Genomic DNA, 17831 nt, shown 5'->3' with positions numbered 1-17831 from the left:
AGCGAACGTTATTACTAGCAAGTTCAGCTATTTAACTTCTGATTTTTTGAATTTGTATCGTGAGTTTAATTAAACATCGCTGCTAGGTTGGTCAACAAATAGCACTGCAACACCGGCAATAATCATAAATACACCACCCGTTATTAATGCGAAAATTGGCTGACCGTCAAACAAGGTTTTTAAAATCACGCCTAATACACTGGCAGCAAGTAGCTGGGGAATAACGATAAAGAAGTTAAAAATCCCCATGAATACGCCCATTTTTTTCGGTGGTAAAATCCCCGATAACATTGCATAAGGAACTGAAAGAATTGATGCCCACGCGATACCAACCCCAATCATTGGGATCCATAACAAAGCCGGATCTGTAATAAAGAAGAAGCTGATTAAACCAAGCCCACCTAAGGTAAGGTTAATGGTGTGAGCAAAACGAATACCGACGGCTTTAGCTAAGAAGGGAATCGCAATCGCGGCTAATGCAGCAAAGCCATTATAAGAGGCAAATAACATCCCAACCCAATCAGCACCATCATTGTATGCTTTGGTTAATACATCTGATGTGCCGTAATGATATGAGGTCACGGCTGAGGTGGTATAAATCCACATTGCGAATAGGGCAAACCAAGAGAAAAATTGCACAATCGCCAGTTGATGCATGGCTTTGGGCATATGAAATAAATCATCTACCACATTAAAAACCATTCCGAGTGACTCTCGTTCTGCAATGTTGGTGCTCGTCACTTTTTTGAGTGCCATTGAGCAGTAAAGCTGAAGTGGACCAAAAGTGAAAATACCTATGGTGAGAATATACAGTTGTTTGTCCAAGTCAAAACCCATGACCAGGCCGGTTGCGATAGCGCCAACAGCCATCCATAAAAGCGCCGCAAATTGATACTGGCCAGCAGTGCGCGAGCGTTGTTCGTCTGAGGTTTCTTTTCCGCTTTGGGCTTCATCTTGAGCTTGAAAAGCACTGATTTCTTCTGGTGAGTATTCTTTTGAAGAGATTACAGTCCAGCCAACAGCAAGAAATAGCACCGCACCACCAAAGTAAAATGCATAGCGAACTGAGTCGGCTATTTGTCCTTCCGGTGCAGTATTCGCGACGTCAAAAAAGTTGGTTAAAATATAAGGTAGGGCAGAAGCAACAACGGCACCAATACCGATAAAGAAACTCTGCATTGCATAGCCTTGTGTGCGTTGGCTTTTTGGCAGGTTATCGCCTACAAATGCTCGAAAGGGCTCCATAGCAATATTAATTGATGCATCCATAATCCATAGCATGCCAGCAGCAACCCAAAGTACGGGTGAGTGCGGCATGATGAATAAGGCTAGTGTGGTACAGATTGCACCGATGAGAAAGTAAGGACGGCGTCGCCCAAGACTATTCCATGTATTATCACTTAAGTACCCAATAATAGGTTGTACAATAAGGCCCGTAAGGGGAGCTGCAATCCATAGAATTGGTATTTCGTCTATTTCTGCGCCTAAGGTTTGAAATATGCGACTGACGTTGGCGTTTTGTAACGCAAAACCAAATTGGATCCCCAAAAATCCGAAGCACATGTTAAAAATTTGCCAGAAGCTTAATTCCGGTTGTTGACGACGCTGGATCTGTGTAGAAGCCTGAGGCTGGTTATTATTATCGACAGACATGATTATTCCTTTATCTTCCATTTTAAATGGCTCGTTCAGCATCAAGGCTGAATTCTTATTTTACTAGTGGCTATCGCTAGGTGCTTAATACGTCTGATAAAACGATAGTTAAAAAAATGGCGAATACTCATCTCCCTTAGACGGGTATTCGCCAAAGACCTCGTATTGATATCTTCGGTTGATAATGAAGTTATCAAAGGTACTCAAAACCTGACACAATCCGATGAAGGTGATGTGTCAGTAACGACCTAGCCCAATCCATCCCCACAAGCAGAGGAAGAAATTTAGCAGGTTTTATATTAGCCTTGAGGCGGAATTTGGCACAACTCATTACATACGTATTCATCATTTATGCACAACGAAAAGTGATCATACTTGTAACAGGTAGGCAGCAGTATTGGTGCTAGCATTGTATTTAAGAATGAAATATAAGGCACTGTAAATGAAGAAAAACCTGAAGGCAATGAAGACATTGCACAACAGGCTTTTGGGGGAGATTGTTAAATTAATTGGTTCGTTAGACAATATAACGAGTAAAGCATTGATAACGGGTTTAACTAACGGTGTAACCTAGCCAGCGATGCAAACTAGCCAGCGATGTAAACGTAAGTCATGAGCCTAATCCAAATCACAAAGCTTTGAAGCGAATCGCTGTGCCGCCACTGCTAGCAAGTGATAAGCTCAATTCACCTTTTGCGGTGACAGTCTTGGTTTCAATCACATAATCATAGGGATTGGTTTCCCAATTCGCTTTATCACCATCACGATAAATTTGCGCTTGATATTGTTTATCTGCTCCTAAGAAATCGAGTTTAATGACGACTTTACGTGGACTTTCGTCTGTCAGTGCACCGAGATACCAATCTTCTGATGCACGGTCTTTGCGGGCAAAGGCGACATAATCACCGATTTCACCCGCTACAGCGATACTCTCACTCCAATCCGTGGGTACATCCTGAATAAACTGAAATGCATCTAATCTTTCTACATAATTTCTTGGTAAATCAGCGGCCATTTGAATCGGGCTGTATAACACCACATACAAGGCTAATTGTTTTGTAAGGGTGGTTTGTACGCGGTTCACTGCATCTAAGCCTTTAGGAGCTAAGTCGAAAATACCAGGAGTGAAATCCATTGGGCCTGACAACATACGGGTATATGGCAAAATAGCGGTATGTTCTGGATTGTTAGGCGGTGTGCCCCAAGCATTAAACTCTTGTCCACGGGCACCTTCTCTGGCAATCCAGTTTGGATAAGTACGACGAAGACCAGTATCTTTTACTGGTTCATGAGTATTGATACTGATCCCGCGTTTAGCGGCCTCAGTGACGCTATGGAGGTATTCGTTCACCATAAACTGACCATCGTGCCATTCGTGGCGAGTTATACCATTTTCGTCGATACGCTTAATATCGCCGCCATCAGCAACGTAACCTGTTTTAATTTGAGTCACATCGTGCTTTTTATACAGGTCGTAAGCGTCGCTCATCTGGTTACGGTAGTTGGTAACTGAACCAGAGGTTTCATGGTGACCAATTAATCGCACATTTTTGCTCGCACCATATTCACTTACTGCGTCGATATCAAAATCATCATAGGGCTTAGTAAAGCTGAAAACATCGCCATTATGAAACCAGCTACCATCCCAACCGATATTCCAGCCCTCGACCAACACGCCATCAAAGCCATATTTGGCGGCAAAGTCCATATAGCGTTTAGTCTCGCTGGTGGTAGCGCCATGTTTGTCACCCGATCCCCAAGTGTTCTCATTTAAATGCATGCCCCACCAAATACCAACATATTTTCCTGGTTGTACCCAAGAGACATCACCGAGTTTATTGGGCTCGTTAAGGTTGAGGATTAAATCTGAATTGAGCAAGCCTGTCGCTTTATCGGCTATTTGAATCGTACGCCATGGGGTGGTAAATCCGGGTGCTGTTTTAACTAATATACCGTCAGACCATGGGGTTAAATCAGCTTTTAATGTGCCGTCTCTGCGTTGATCTAGCACCATAGCTGCGTAATCGGTTAAGGCGGCTTCATGAATACTTAAATGGGTGCCACTCTTCAGTTTGTATGTGAACGGTGTATGTGCGCGGTCGACCTTATTAACACTTGTGGTGTTATATAAATATTCGTAACGGTTCCAACCACGCCCAGGGATCCACCAAGCTGTTGCATTATGGGCATCAGGTACTGAAAATTCAGTGAGCTCGTTAATTATATTAAGCGATGTAACATCGGCGAGAGAGGCTTGTTTAGGGACGGTATATCTAAAGCCAATACCGTCATCAAAGGTTTTAAATTCAAGCATAAACTCATAGGTGCCATTTGAAAATGTTGTGGTGAGTTTATTGTGCTGATCAAGTACCCATTCTCGTTCGCCCCAGGGCTGCTGCCAACGGGTAGAGGATGACTCAATATCAGATGACTTAATTTCAAAACCGCTGCCGAATTCCCCCAAAGACTGAAATACCAAACCTAAACGTGAATTTAATACTGCATCTTGGCCATTAAAGCTGACTTTATACTCTGGTCTATCACCATCATCAGTAAGGCTGACAAGAATTTTTTTATCAGGGGAGCTGACTGTTACAGTTTGGGCATGTACATGAGTATGGGTTGCAAAGAGTGTTAGGGCGCTCAATGTCGTTAGTAGAGCTCGCTTACAGTTGATGTTTGATGTAATTGAATGCTGCTTGTTATTTGAAGCGAATAACATTGTGACTCCATTTTATTATTTGTATTTCCTTAACCCATAGTAGAGCTGTTAATTATTCAGCTGCAATTTGTTACATACGTATTCAATTCAATTGTCATAAATTGGTTGAATTTATTTTTCGTTTATAAAATATATTTGAAATGAGAAGTATTTGTAATTAGGTGTTTAATTGAAAATTGAGAAATAAATTACTAGTTGTATCGTTGTTTATTTGGTACTGAAAACGCCTCTTAGATACAGGTGTTAATGTGTTTGATTGCGCTCGCTGTAATTGTTTCAAAAAGTGGCTGTTAAATTTAGATTTTGCAAGTGCGCCTTGCAGTAATAGCAATTGTGATAGTGTTAAAAGTGCAGCTAAATCTATGACTTACCTATGTTTTATAATTTAAACTTCTATTTGCTGAAAGTATGATTTGGTATTGTTCCTTTACATAAAAAAAAAGGAAATACCATGGTGATGAACAGACGTAGCTTTTTAAAAGGCAGTAGCGCATTTGCATTTTCCGCAAGTATTATGGGGTGTTCTAGTAGTGATGATGACACGACTGAACCGCCAGTAATTGAGCCTCCAACACCTGAACCAGATGGTGTATTTCATACAACTTGCCCGCGAAACTGTGGTGATAGATGTAGCTTAATGATATCGACAAAAGATGGCGTTGCTGTTGCAGTAAATGGCGATCCAACTCACCCAGTTACAGCAGGTACTCCTTGCGTTAAAGGCCATGCTTATCTGCAATCAATTTATAGTCCTGATAGAATTCAACAGCCAATGAAGCGAGTAGGTCCAAGAGGACCAGGTGCAACATTTGAACCGATTACTTGGGAAGAAGCGAATACGCAAATTGCCGCCAAGTTAAATGAAATTATTGCAGCTCATACTGGTAATGCGATCCTACCTTATACCTATTCTGGATATAGCGGGATCGGCGCGACATCAGGTGCTAACCGATTTTTTAACCGTATCGCTAGCCGAAAATTAGAAAGAAACATTTGTGCTAGTGCCGGTTATTCTGGCATGAGTTCCATCTTAGGTGAGTTTTCTGGTCCAAGCCCTGAAGATTACGTCAACACTAAGTGTTTTGTCTCTTGGGGTACCAATGAGCAAGCAACCAATATCCATCATCTTAAATTCATTAACCAAGCGCGTGATAATGGCGCTAAAATTTTAGTGGTTAACCCTGCAAGAACACCTCTTGCATCTCAAGCAGATGTTTGGTTACAACCTACCGCCGGTACTGATGCAACCTTAGTTATTGGCATTTCGAAAGTATTGGTTGAAGAAGGCCTGCACGATACTGGCTTTATCGAATCTTACACTCAAGATTACGAAGCATTATTAGCTCGTCTTGATGAGTTTACGCATGAAGAAATTGAGTTAGAAACCGGTGTAAGTAAAGCTGAATACCAAGAGTTTGCACGCGCTTATGCTGGTGCATCATGTGCGATGATCCGCATTGGTTATGGCTTACAGCGTACTTTAAACGGTGGTCGTATGGTGAAAGCGATCCCTACTATTGCAGCATTAACCGGTAATATTGGTAAAGTGGGTGCGGGCGTTGTTTACTTAAATACCCAAGCTGGTGGCATGTATGATTGGGGCTATGCTGGTGGCGGTTCATTAACACCTGAAGGCGCAGTAAGAGATACGGTCAGTATCAATGAAATCGGTAAATCATTATTACCAGAAGATTATCAACATGAAGACGGACAATATGGCCCATTAGCTTTTGATGAGCCTTGTGACCCAATTAAAGCCATGATTGTTTATTCAAGTAATCCAATGGCAATTGCGCCCGATGTTGATTTAATTGAAACTGGCTTAATGCGAGATGACTTGTTTTTAGTTGGTATCGATTTATTCCAAACGGACACCATGGATTATGTTGATTATCTTCTGCCAACATCAAGCTACATTGAGCAAGTGAACATGATCGATAGCTATCAATGTTACTACGCTAAGCACAGTACCAAAGCGATTATGCCTCTGTATGAGTCAAAACCCGATACCATCATTTTCCAAGAACTTGCTAAGGCAATGGGTTACAGCGACCCTGAGTTTAGTGAAAGCATGGATGACATTATGCGTGGGACTTGGAAAGGCAATATTAGCTACGATGAGCTATGCGAACAAAATTGGGATAGCCCAATTGTGCCATATCCATTCAGAAAAGATTACGACTTCCCAACACCAAGTGGCAAAATTGAATTTAAAGATACCAGTGGTACTTATTTTGACCCAGAAAAATTCAATCCTGTCATTGATACTGGCACCCCTGAATCGAATGATTTTGCTACAAAAGGGATGACAGATGAAGAAAAAGCGCGTGAATTCCGCTTATTAACCCCAGCTCACCCTAAAATGAGTAACTCTCAATGGGCTAACATCAAATTCATTGCGGGTACATTCCCTCAGCACACTGTGTATATCAATCCGAGTGACGCAGCAGCAAAAGGCATTAATGATGGCGATCAAGTCATATTGACGGCAACGCGTTATGAAAACCGTACAGCATCAATTCAGTTTGTAGCCAGAGTAGAGCCAATGACGGCAGTGGGTACTGTGTTTGCTTGGAAAAACAGTTGGAAAAAACTGAATGAGAATGGAAGCGGGAGTGCAGTTAACCAACTAACAAACAGTGAGTTAACTGACATGAATAATGGTTCATCTTTCCATGCTACTCGTGTTGATATTGCACCAGCGTAATCCAATTCATTAAGGAATAAATCAATGACTGAACAAAAATGTTTTGTATTTCGTCAAGAAAACTGTGTAGGTTGTGACGCATGTACAGTTGCCTGCCAAGCAGGTAAAGATATGAATGAATTCATTACGCTACGTGATGTAAGCCAAGGTGAGAAACCGAATAATCAAGGACGAGATGTCGCTGTGTTCTTAAGCCAATCTTGTCACCATTGCGAAGAGCCAGTATGTGTCGCAAAATGTCCTGCTGGCGCTATGTTTAAACGTGATGATGGGATTGTTTATATCGATGATGCAACATGTATTGGTTGTGGCATGTGTAAAATGTCATGTCCATATGATGCCCCTAAAGTAGACCCTGGGCGGGGGATTCTATCTAAGTGTGATATGTGTAAAGACAAACTTGATGCTGGTGAAAAGCCTTTTTGTGTATCGGGTTGTCCAGTACAAGTACTTGATGTTATGGATCTCAGTGAGGCGATGGCGTTACCAGGTGCAAGTTTATCAGGTGATGGACATTCAGACTTAGGGACTGGGCCAACCACAGTATTTATTAAATTAAGAGAATAAGAACATCAAATTTATATAAGCCTAAAGTATAATTTCTTTAGGCCTATATTTAATAAGTGATAATAAAAAGCCAGCTGATGCTGGCTTTTTATTTAGGCAAGTGTAATTAAGATAACTCTTATAAAGTCGTAGTTATATGATTAATATTTTTATAAAATTTAATGCATTATAACAAGTCATTAATTAGTATTACGCTATACAGTGAAGCGAGTATTACGACGTTGATTGACATTTCTTATATGTTTATCCCAGTTATTAGCTACTTGAATAACAGAACTTGCATGGTCTAATAACGCTTGGTTGTGTGATAAATCAATATTTAAAGCATACCCTCTTGCTAAGGCAATGATAGAGTAATCTGTTTTAGTCATGGTTTGCTGGTTAACGCTATTATTGATTAGCATACTGAAACCAGAAAAAAATGCGCCTAATAACTCTGCTTCAGTTAACGTTTTAGGTAAGGGCTCGATTCGTCTAAAGTCAGTGATAACAAGGCTTGCTAGTTTTCTGCTAATGTCATCGATAGACTTTCGTGAGTTAGATGATGCTTTCCAAACAGGGTCATTCACCAAGCTTTTTTCTATTGCGCTAGCTAACTCTGCTGCGCGCCATCTTTCTTTAAAACTCATCACTAACATAAATCTACCTAACATGTTTAATAGCAATCATATAATCATACGAGTTATTGATAAATAGAATGATGATCTAAGTCACTGTATTAAATAAATCGTACTAATTGTTTTATATAAATTGGAACGTATCACAGATATAAATAATAACCTGAAATACTATGAAGGTAAGTAAATAATAAGGAAATAACATGACTAATGCTGATAACGTTAAATCTAAGGCGTTAATGTTTAATCTTTTAGCTGAAATATTTTATAGAAACCCTGATGAAGATTTAAAGGAAACGATATCCGAACTGGATACCTCATTATTCATAACAAATAGAACTAGCTCGCAAGGTCCGGTTTTAATTTTATTGAATGAGATTAAAAGGCTGGCAACTGAGCAGCCTTTAGTAGAATTAAAACAAGATTTTAATGGGTTATTTATTCGACCCAAAGGCAAGTTTGCATACCCGTGGGGCTCTGTGTATCTCAATAAGCAAAATCGTTTATTTGACTTAACGACATTGGCATTTATGGAGTTTTGTAAGAAGTACCAGTTGAATTTCACTTTAGAACAAAATGAACCAGTGGATCATTTTAGTCTGATGCTGGTGGCTTTGATCCATTGTATGGAACTTGATGACGCTGAGGAGCATACCAGCTTAAATGACTTTAATGAGTCGTTATGTGAGCACCCAGAAGCTAATCGAACGGCAACACTGTTAAAAATGCACTTATTACCTTGGAGTGGACGTTTTCTTGAGTTAGTTAATGAACACAGTACGTCTGGCTTGTATCGCGCAGCAGCAACCTTGAGCCAGCTTTTGCTTGACGATTTGAAACAAGATTACAAGATAACCGTAGAACCTGTTCAGCTATATAAATAAGTTTGTTTGTTGATGGGGTGATAAAAAGCCAGAAGGTCATTTAGGATGACGTTCTGGCTTTTTAGTTTAATTTTTACCCCGTCTTTAAAACCAAGCATCTACTATAAAAGCTTGAGGTTAAGGCTTATAAATCAACGGCTAAAACTTGCGATTCAAGTGGATTCAGTTTGATGCTGATTGTGCCAGCCGCTGCTTGATTGATACTAAGTTGTTGTGATTGCTTTTTATCGTCAAGTAAATCGACTAATTGATATTGAGCAGCAGTTAATTTGGCAGCGCTGATTAATTCAGTCGGTAGCGATAAAGTAAACGATGCCTTATCTGAAGAGCTAAAGTTTGTAACCACAATGATGAATTGTTCATCGTTATAACGACTAAAAGCGAATGTGCTGTCATTGTATTGATTATTGGCATTGATATTGATATTGGCATTGAGACTATCAGTTGAGCTATTAACTTCATTTTCAGCTTGTTCACTCAAACGGTTTATACTATCTAGCTCATAATACTCGCCTGTAAGTGCAGGGGCGGTATGGCTGAGGTTTAATAGGGTTTGGTAATACAGACGAAGAGATTTTTCACTTGCTGACGATTGACCGCCATCAAAGGCGCCATTGTTCATCCAGCGCTGGTGTGCTGGAACGCCCACATAATCAAAAATACTGGTTCTTGTAGCTTGTCCAAAGCCTGCATTTTCAGCGCCTTGTTCACCAACATCTTGACCAAAATATATAAGGGTTGGAGAGCGACTTATGGTTGTAGACACAACCATAGCTGGCAACGCTGCCTCTGATGTACCAGCAAAGTCATCAGTATGAATACGTTGCTCGTCATGGTTTTCTAAAAAGTGCAGCATATGTTGTTCAATATCCATCACTTTTTCTTGATCAACCGCGATTTGTGCGGTTGATGTTTTGCGATGAATAATGTCTTTTAATGTGTCGTATAAATCGACTTTATCGTACAGATAATCCATTTTTCCTAAATGAATAAAATCGCGATATAGACTTGGGTTATACACTTCAGCTAATAGAAATGCATTAGGATTGATATGTTTAATATTACTGTTTAAGTAACTCCAAAACTCGACGGGCACCATTTCGGCCATATCATAACGAAATCCATCAACGCCTTTAGCTAACCAATATTGTGTGATGTCTTTAAATTTGATCCAAGAATCTGGTATCTCAGCGGCATTTTGTGATTGCCAAAATGCATAGTGCTCAGTAACACTTTTGTCTGCAAAATGTTCTGGTAGAGCAGGGAAGTCGTAACTGCCGTCTGGTTTAACACCGTAATTTACCTTAACAGTTTCATACCAATCATTTGCATGAGGTTTAGCCAAACGGGAACCGTTACCTGTCCATTTAGCTGGTTTTTCTTCAAACATGCCATCGGCCAGAGGGTGCTGTTCACCTCCTAGCGGCTGATAGCCATTAATGGCGTCGGGTACGGCAAACTCTGAATCAACCACATAATAGAAGTTATTGTTTTTGTCGTATTCAACTTGAGTATTATCATTTTGGCCAAACTGACGATTTTTAGGTAACAGGGCTGCTTGAGTCGGATCATTTGCGTCTAATGATTGGTAATCTCTTGCTACATGATTCGGCACAATATCAATAATAACTTGCATGCCATTATCATGAGTTCGTTTGATTAATGCTTCAAATTCGGCTAAACGTTGCTGTGGGTTATCTGCTAAGTCGGGATTAACATTGTAGTAATCCTTTACTGCATAAGGTGACCCTGCACGACCTTTTACGACATCAGGGTCGTCATTACTAATACCAAATTCAGTGTAGTCATTGATTAATGCATGGTGCGGAATACCCGTATACCAAAGGTGAGTAGTGCCTAAAGATTTGATGTCTTGTAGGGCTATGTCGGTAAAGTCGCTGAATTTACCCACACCATTTTCTGCGATGGTTCCCCAAGGCTTATTTGTGGTGTTGGTATTACCGTATAAACGGGTGAAGACTTGGTACACCACGGGTTTTCCTGTCAAAGGCTCAGACATCAATTCCTTTTCAGTTTTAGCTGACGATGAAGATTCCATTAATGAATTTTCTACTGGAGTCTGCTTAGTGCAGCCGACCATGAATAATGCGGCAGCGCACATGCTTAATCTTATAATAGAAGATTTCTTGTTTGTTAATGCATTCGTGTTTTGTAATAAACTTATGCTTGGTAATAAAGTCGACATAGTTATCTCTTATGACAGCGTTATAATTTTAGTTGATTCTGCGTTATCTCAAAGGAAAGAGATTATTTTGATAGCGTTAAGATAATGACACCTTTCTCTTTTAATGTTAGCGACTTATCTAATGAATACGAATGTTGTGAGAAGATATTTTCGCCGTTTTTATTGTCACCAATAACATCTTTAAAACGAGATAGATCCAGTTGCTGTGGCTGGTCGTTTTTATTGTAAATTATCAGTACGGTTTCATCTCTATTAGCAGCTTTGTAACGTCTTGCTTGTATATAAACCCCGTCTTTAGGCACGTAGTGAGATAACGCACCTTGCTGCAGCGCTAATGAACTTTTTCGAAAATTAAGTAAGGTTTTATTAAATGCTAATGCATCTGCTTGGAGTTCAGATAAGTTTTGCTGTGTTAATACATTAACTTCATCATCTGCCCAACCGCCTGGGAAATCACCACGCACGAGACCGTCATTACGATCTTTTGTCGGGCTAGTCATCAATACTTCAGAGCCATAAAACATTTGCGGGATTCGGTTGCTGGTCATTACATATGTCATCGCCATTTTATACAATGCAATATCATCATTCATTAAACTGAAAAGGCGATTAGTGTCATGATTACCTTCAAATAACACTAGGTCGGTTGGCTTTGCATAAACCACATCATTAGCGAGCATTTCATATAAGTTTATAAAGCCGCTGCCCCAGTCTTCATTTTCTGTCAGGCTTGAAATAAGAACTTCATACAATGGAAAGTCCATCATGCTAGGTGTGTGTGATACATAGCCGTCGGCGTTTTGTTTTCCTGCTTGCCAGTAGCTGACTGTAATTGGGTTATCAGTCCATTCCTCACCGACAATATTGAAGTTTGGGTATTCATCCATGATAGCTTTGGACCAACGAGTCAAAAATGCCTTGTCTGCATATGAGTAGGTGTCTTCGCGAATGCCACTTAAGCCAGCATATTCCACCCACCAAATACTGTTCTGGATAAGGTAAGTTGCCATAAATGGATCAGTTTGATTCATGTCAGGCATAGTGTCAGTGAACCAGCCATTTTCAAACTCAGCTCTATCATCGGCCATGGCGTATGGGCCTTGAACTGTGGTTCTGCGATGGCTGGTGTAGATGATGTCTTGTGGATTTTGTTGCCATTGCTTTTGGCCATTAATCCAGGTTGACGTTGGGAAGTCAGCCATCCACCGATGCCCTGAACCCATATGGTTTACAATGACATCCTTGATGATCCCAATACCAAACTGCTGTGCTTCTTCCACTAATGATTTGTATTCTTCATTACTGCCAAAGCGAGGATCTATGTTGTAAAAATCAGTGGTTGAATAACCATGGTAGGAATATTGAGCTTGGTTATTTTCTAGTAGCGGGTTTATCCATAATTGGGTGACACCTAAGCCTTGTAAATAAGGTAGCGATTTACGTATTCCCATGATATCGCCGCCATGACGACCATCTTTATCGCTGCGATTGACGCTTTCAAGCATGCTAGGGTGATTATCGTTATCAGGATTGCCATTAACGAAACGATCGGGGGTGATGAGATAAATGACATCTTTGTTGCTAAAGCCTTGTCTATCACGTGAGCCAACTTCACGAGCTTGTATTGAGTAATCAAAGCTTTGAATAAATTTGTCGTTATCATAAAGACCGAACTGTAAGGTTTGAGGTTGAGCATTTTTCAAATCAAGGTCGATGAAAAGGTGATTTGGGCTGGTTGATTGATGAGTTTGCTTTAGTTTTACACCCTGAGATTGATCTAACTTAACCTGCATTTGACTAATGCTCTCGCCATATACCAGTATTTGTAAGCTGCTATTTTCCATATCAGCCCACCATGATTCTGGTTTAACCTTTAAATTTATTGCATGTGTTTGTGGAATAAATACTAACAAAAATAATAGTGAGATAAGTCGGCTAAACCGTGACAAACCCTTTGTTGAATAATGCAAATCATGCTTAGTTGCCTGGAAAGTTAGTTTATTATGCTTAATCATCTTACTTCCTTGATTATCTCTGTAAGAATTGTTCATGAGTTGATAGATCGGCTAAATAGTGTTGATAAACAGCTTTTAGGTTTGTTAAAAAGTCCTTTCTGTCTTCTTGATTTATAAGTTCAGCGAGAGGGTTATAATCTTTTGGTAAAATACCTTGACCGACCATGACTTGAAGCCAAGCTTCTTCGGTGAATAGCTCATTATCACGACGAAATAAATTACCCGTTTCTTCAAATAGCTCAATTTTCTCCTTTAAAGTATCTGGTATATCCATAGCACTTGATACTTTCCATAAATCGCCATTTTCACGTTGATTTAACTTGTAATGCAAAATGATAAAGTCTCGTATTTGCTCAAACTCTAATTTTGATTGGCGATTATATTCACTGATCAAAGTAGGGGAGATATGCCCGTTTGGCATTAACTTAGTCAGTCTAATTATTGCTGTTTGAATTAAATGTAAACTTGTAGATTCGAGAGGTTCTAAAAAACCTGAAGATAAACCAATAGAAATACAGTTTTTGTGCCATTGCTCAACTCTTCTACCAGGTGTGAAACGAATGAGCTTGGGTTTAGCGAGGGGGCGAGTGTCTAAATTATCTAATAACGTTTTTTTAGCTGTTTCGTCATCGATAAACTTAGAAGAAAAGACAATACCATTACCTGTTCTATGTTGCAGTGGGATGCGCCATTGCCATCCAAACTCATGTGCTATAGAACGAGTAAATGGAATAATTGGCGAGGATTTTTCGCTAGGTACAGCCCAAGCACTATCGCATTTTAACCAATGTTGGTAACTTTCGTAGCCCACACCGAGCGCTTTATCAATCAATAGACCAGCAAAACCAGAACAATCTATAAATAAATCACCACTAATCTTTTTATCTGAACTTAGTCTTAAGTTAGCGATAAAACCATTTTCTGCGAGTTCAACTTTTTCTATATCACCTACTATGTGGTTGATGCCTGATTCGCGACAGTATTGTTGTAATAACTGAGCATATAAACCTGCATCAAAATGATAGGCATGAGTTAACCCAGATAATTGGTCGTTATGAATCCGAGGCTTAACAGCAAACTTGTTGTTTATTGCGGCTTGGTAGTTAAAAGAGTAATCCCATAACGAAGAAGGTTTAGGCTTACTAGCTAACCAATAATGATGAAAAGCGGTATACCCAATATTTTTACCTATATCTCCAAACGCGTGCATGTAAGCGTCATTTTCTTTTCCCCAGTTTTCAAATTGAATACCGAGCTTTATACTTGCTTGAGTCTTTTCAATGAAGTCTTTCTCATTAATGCCTAAAACATCATTGAAAATTTTTAAAGGTGGGATTGTTGCTTCACCAACACCTATGCTGCCAATAGTGCTCGATTCAACCAGAGTAATTTTTATTGTTTGTTTGTACATCTTGCAAAGCAAAGCTGCAGTCATCCATCCAGAAGAACCACCACCTACAATAACAATTTCGTTAATTTTACTCGTCATTATCAAACCTCAAAGACTGTTGGTAATATTAAATTAGTATTATAAATTGCTATAAAAAAGCCCCTGTAAATACAGAGGCTTTTTATTATCTACTTCATTAGAACTTGTAGTTCGCACCTAACATATAGTTACGACCATAGTTTTGGTAATCACGAATTTCTCGAGCATCATCACCAAAGTAGGTTGTGAATGGTTCATTTGTTAAGTTATTAACTTGAAATTGAACAGAAAGACCTTCAAGAGTGGTAAATCCACCTTCACCAAAGTCATAACCAATTTGCGCATCTACAACCGTTTCAGCTGCAACATTTTGGTTTTCTCTGCTTAAACTAATCGCAGTAACTTCACCTAGGAAATCACTACGGTAACGAGAGCTCACTCGTGCTTCAAAGCCTGAGTTTTCATAGTAAACAGTTGCATTGAATGTTTTTTCTGAAAGACCTGGTAAAGCCGTTGGTTCACTATCTGCAGTTTCTTTAACTTCTGATTCATTGTAAGAACCATTTAGAATAGTACCGAAACCTTCTAAAACATCAGCGAACATACCAAAATCAAGAGATATTGATGCTTCAATACCCTGAACGTAACCACCTTCACCATTTTGAGGGGTAGTAAATTTACCTGCTTCTTGACCCGGTTCTACACCAGGCAGAATTTCGCTGAAATCAACAAATGCATCTTGATCATATACGAAGTTTTCTAAGTCTTTGTAATACACCGCTACCGAAAAATAGCCTTGATCACTGAAGTAGTTTTCATAGCTTAAATCGTATTGACGAGCCATCCAAGGACGAAGCTGAGGGTTACCTGCAGAACCAGTCCAGTATACGCCATCAGTCGGGTTTTCATTGTAAGAATAGTTTAAATTCGCATTCATTTTATCCATACGAGCACGACTTAATGTACGAGCTGCTGCAAAAACCAAACGTTGATCTTCAGCAACTTGAAGCGCGAGGTTGAAGCTTGGTAACCATTCTAGGTATGAGTCTTCACCATAACTTGGAGTTAAGGTAATTGAGTCATCATCCTGAACTGAAGCTGCGGTACCATTAGAGCTTTGCTCACTATCAACGGCTTGAACACCAAAATTACCTGTTAAAGGTAGTTCGCCTATTTCAGTTTCAAAGTCAGCTTTTACATAGAATGTATTGACTTTCTCTTCTATCTGCCATGAATTTACAGCACGGTCGACTTGTACTGTTGCAGCATCAAGCTCGTTGTAGTTGCCATCGTTATAAAATGCTAGTGCATCGTAAGACAACACATCTCCCATACCGAAAAACGCTAATGATGTTGGATCAAGTAAGTATTTTTCAGGTACTGTCATCATATAATCAGGAGCAGTATCTTTGTCATAACCTTTTAGAGTTAGGTAATAACCTTGATCATCTTTTGTCTTTTCACGTTGAGTTAAATTGACACCAAATTCAATGCTTCGCATGAAACCGTCATCAAAAGTATAAGTAGAACCTAAACGGAGTGATTTAAGCTCATCTTCAATTTCAGGTTTGTTGATAAAGCCATCTTGCATATTGCTATCTATACTACCAGGGCCCCAGCTGAATGCACCACCAAGTCTAACTAAGTTTGGATCTGAATAATCTAATGCCGGATTAAATGTGTAGCCACCTTCACCATTAAATTTAAAGCCCAAATCTTCAGTTGCACCATTTCCATTACCACGACCCGTTCCTGCATAAGTCTCGATACCGATATCAGTACGTTCAACTTTTGACATTGCAATGTCAGCTTCTACGGTCCAGTTAGTATTGATGATGTATTCTGTATTCCAACCGATTGATAATGAATCAGCATCACGAGTGTTGGCATCGTTACGAATCAAAACGCCAGCATCACGGATAACACCTTCAGTAACAAGGCCATTTTCAGCCGTAATTGAGTCAGTACCTGAGTTAGCCCATCCGCCACCCCAAGCACCAGGGATTTCAATACCACGTAGGATTTGCTCATCGTAGAATTTTGTATAAAAAACATCTACAACAGATCGTAAATTATCATTCGGGACAAATTCAAAAACTGCCATGACGCCATCACGTTCAAGTTCACTTGAGCGAACGTATGGTTTTGCACCACCTAAAACTTTGTCTCCATTTGCGTCTTCAGGATAACCCCATGAGTTCCAGCGTTCTTCTTGGTTAGGCGACTGCATTCTAGAATAACCTAATGCAATACCAATGGTGTCATCAGCAAACTGATCAATATATGAAATACTGCCACGGTAACCTTTATCTTCAGAACCTGAATTCAAAGCTCCTAGATCATTGCTTTCTGCACGTAAGTTCATAGCGACTGTTCGCTCACCATGACGAAGAGGGCTAATTGTCTGCATATCTACAGTACCGCCAATGGCTTGTGACATTAGTGAAGCATCAGGCGTTTTATAAACAACTACTGTATCGAGTAATTCAGAAGGGTATTGGTCAAACTCAACACCACGGTTATCATTAATAGAAGCTTGTTCACGTCCATTTAATGTAGCCATCGTGAAATCAGGGCCTAAGCCACGGATTGAAACAACATTGGCACGACCATCAAGGCGTTGAGCTGCAATACCAGGAAGGCGAGCTAATGACTCTGCAATAGAAACATCGGGAAGTTTACCGATGTCTTCTGAAGATATTGCTTCAACTATTGATGAATTAGACATCTTTAGTGATTGTGACTTTTGCAAGCTACGGCGAATACCGGTGACTTTTAGTACTTCAATTGATTCATCTGCAGTAACAGTATCTTCTGCTTCAGCTGCGTAGCCGTACATGCTTGTACTGGCAGCAACCATTGCTAACGTCAGTAAGCTTGGTTTAAATAGCGACATCCATCTTTCCCCTTCTGAATGGCCAACAGCTCTTATAAGTAAGGTAGAGCTGTTAGATTTCTATTATTTATAATTACAGTCTTTATAGTATTTTTCTTCAGCTTGCTTAATTGACTGCATAAGCGCTGAGGTATA

At 39.8% G+C, this 17831-nt stretch carries 10 protein-coding genes; 3 read left to right on the top strand and 7 right to left on the bottom strand.

Annotated features, from left to right (window positions below; translation table 11 throughout):
* Window positions 1-69: 69 nt before the first annotated feature.
* The gene (locus Q4600_RS02775) at window positions 70-1653 is read right to left on the bottom strand and encodes an MFS transporter (protein WP_303514406.1); all 1584 of its coding nucleotides are present in this window, start codon (window positions 1651-1653) and stop codon (window positions 70-72) included.
* A gap of 628 nt (window positions 1654-2281) precedes the next feature.
* The gene (locus tag Q4600_RS02770) at window positions 2282-4375 is read right to left on the bottom strand and encodes a glycoside hydrolase family 97 protein (RefSeq protein WP_303514409.1); all 2094 of its coding nucleotides are present in this window, start codon (window positions 4373-4375) and stop codon (window positions 2282-2284) included.
* A 451-nt stretch (window positions 4376-4826) separates the two neighbouring features.
* Between Q4600_RS02770 and Q4600_RS02765 the strand changes: the two genes are divergently transcribed.
* Window positions 4827-7082, top strand: coding sequence for a molybdopterin-dependent oxidoreductase (locus Q4600_RS02765; RefSeq protein ID WP_229369534.1), 2256 nt, complete (start codon window positions 4827-4829; stop codon window positions 7080-7082).
* Between the two features lie 24 nt (window positions 7083-7106).
* Window positions 7107-7649 carry a 4Fe-4S dicluster domain-containing protein gene (locus tag Q4600_RS02760; protein WP_102526205.1) on the top strand — a complete coding sequence of 181 codons (543 nt, stop codon included), beginning with the start codon at window positions 7107-7109 and terminating at the stop codon, window positions 7647-7649.
* Between the two features lie 194 nt (window positions 7650-7843).
* Here the strand turns inward: Q4600_RS02760 and Q4600_RS02755 are convergent, their stop codons facing one another.
* A complete protein-coding gene (locus Q4600_RS02755) occupies window positions 7844-8287 on the bottom strand; it encodes a hypothetical protein (RefSeq protein WP_303514419.1) in 444 nt (147 codons plus the stop codon).
* 182 nt (window positions 8288-8469) lie between these two features.
* On the opposite strand from Q4600_RS02755, the gene Q4600_RS02750 reads away from it, so the two are divergent.
* Window positions 8470-9150, top strand: coding sequence for a molecular chaperone (locus Q4600_RS02750; protein WP_303514422.1), 681 nt, complete (start codon window positions 8470-8472; stop codon window positions 9148-9150).
* Between the two features lie 124 nt (window positions 9151-9274).
* On the opposite strand, the gene Q4600_RS02745 is transcribed toward Q4600_RS02750, so the two are convergent.
* From Q4600_RS02745 to Q4600_RS02730, 4 genes are all read right to left on the bottom strand, one after another.
* Entirely contained in the window at window positions 9275-11356 is a 2082-nt protein-coding gene (locus Q4600_RS02745; RefSeq protein ID WP_303514425.1) for an alpha-amylase family protein, read from the bottom strand.
* A 62-nt stretch (window positions 11357-11418) separates the two neighbouring features.
* The gene (locus tag Q4600_RS02740) at window positions 11419-13269 is read right to left on the bottom strand and encodes a glycoside hydrolase family 13 protein (protein ID WP_368502416.1); all 1851 of its coding nucleotides are present in this window, start codon (window positions 13267-13269) and stop codon (window positions 11419-11421) included.
* Window positions 13270-13384: 115 nt separating this feature from the next.
* On the bottom strand, window positions 13385-14860 hold the full coding sequence (locus tag Q4600_RS02735; RefSeq protein ID WP_303514428.1) for a tryptophan halogenase family protein: 1476 nt from the start codon (window positions 14858-14860) through the stop codon (window positions 13385-13387).
* Between the two features lie 97 nt (window positions 14861-14957).
* Window positions 14958-17696: a TonB-dependent receptor gene (locus Q4600_RS02730; protein ID WP_303514431.1), complete on the bottom strand. Its 2739-nt coding sequence runs from the start codon at window positions 17694-17696 to the stop codon at window positions 14958-14960.
* Window positions 17697-17831 lie beyond the last annotated feature (135 nt).

This window comes from Shewanella sp. 2_MG-2023 (assembly GCF_030548905.1).
In the GTDB taxonomy this organism is placed as follows: domain Bacteria; phylum Pseudomonadota; class Gammaproteobacteria; order Enterobacterales; family Shewanellaceae; genus Shewanella; species Shewanella electrodiphila.
The sequence above is the reverse complement of the archived record's forward strand: the minus strand, read 5'-3'. Positions and strand labels throughout refer to the sequence as shown.

Bases quoted from the DNA above. Each gene is read 5' to 3' on its own strand.
- Q4600_RS02755 (WP_303514419.1), bottom strand. From the start codon at position 8,287: ATGTTAGTGATGAGTTTTAAAGAAAGATGGCGCGCAGCAGAGTTAGCT.
- Q4600_RS02770 (WP_303514409.1), bottom strand. From the start codon at position 4,375: ATGTTATTCGCTTCAAATAACAAGCAGCATTCAATTACATCAAACATC.
- Q4600_RS02760 (WP_102526205.1), top strand. From the start codon at position 7,107: ATGACTGAACAAAAATGTTTTGTATTTCGTCAAGAAAACTGTGTAGGT.
- Q4600_RS02750 (WP_303514422.1), top strand. From the start codon at position 8,470: ATGACTAATGCTGATAACGTTAAATCTAAGGCGTTAATGTTTAATCTT.
- Q4600_RS02735 (WP_303514428.1), bottom strand. From the start codon at position 14,860: ATGACGAGTAAAATTAACGAAATTGTTATTGTAGGTGGTGGTTCTTCT.
- Q4600_RS02765 (WP_229369534.1), top strand. From the start codon at position 4,827: ATGGTGATGAACAGACGTAGCTTTTTAAAAGGCAGTAGCGCATTTGCA.
- Q4600_RS02745 (WP_303514425.1), bottom strand. From the start codon at position 11,356: ATGTCGACTTTATTACCAAGCATAAGTTTATTACAAAACACGAATGCA.
- Q4600_RS02730 (WP_303514431.1), bottom strand. From the start codon at position 17,696: ATGTCGCTATTTAAACCAAGCTTACTGACGTTAGCAATGGTTGCTGCC.
- Q4600_RS02775 (WP_303514406.1), bottom strand. From the start codon at position 1,653: ATGTCTGTCGATAATAATAACCAGCCTCAGGCTTCTACACAGATCCAG.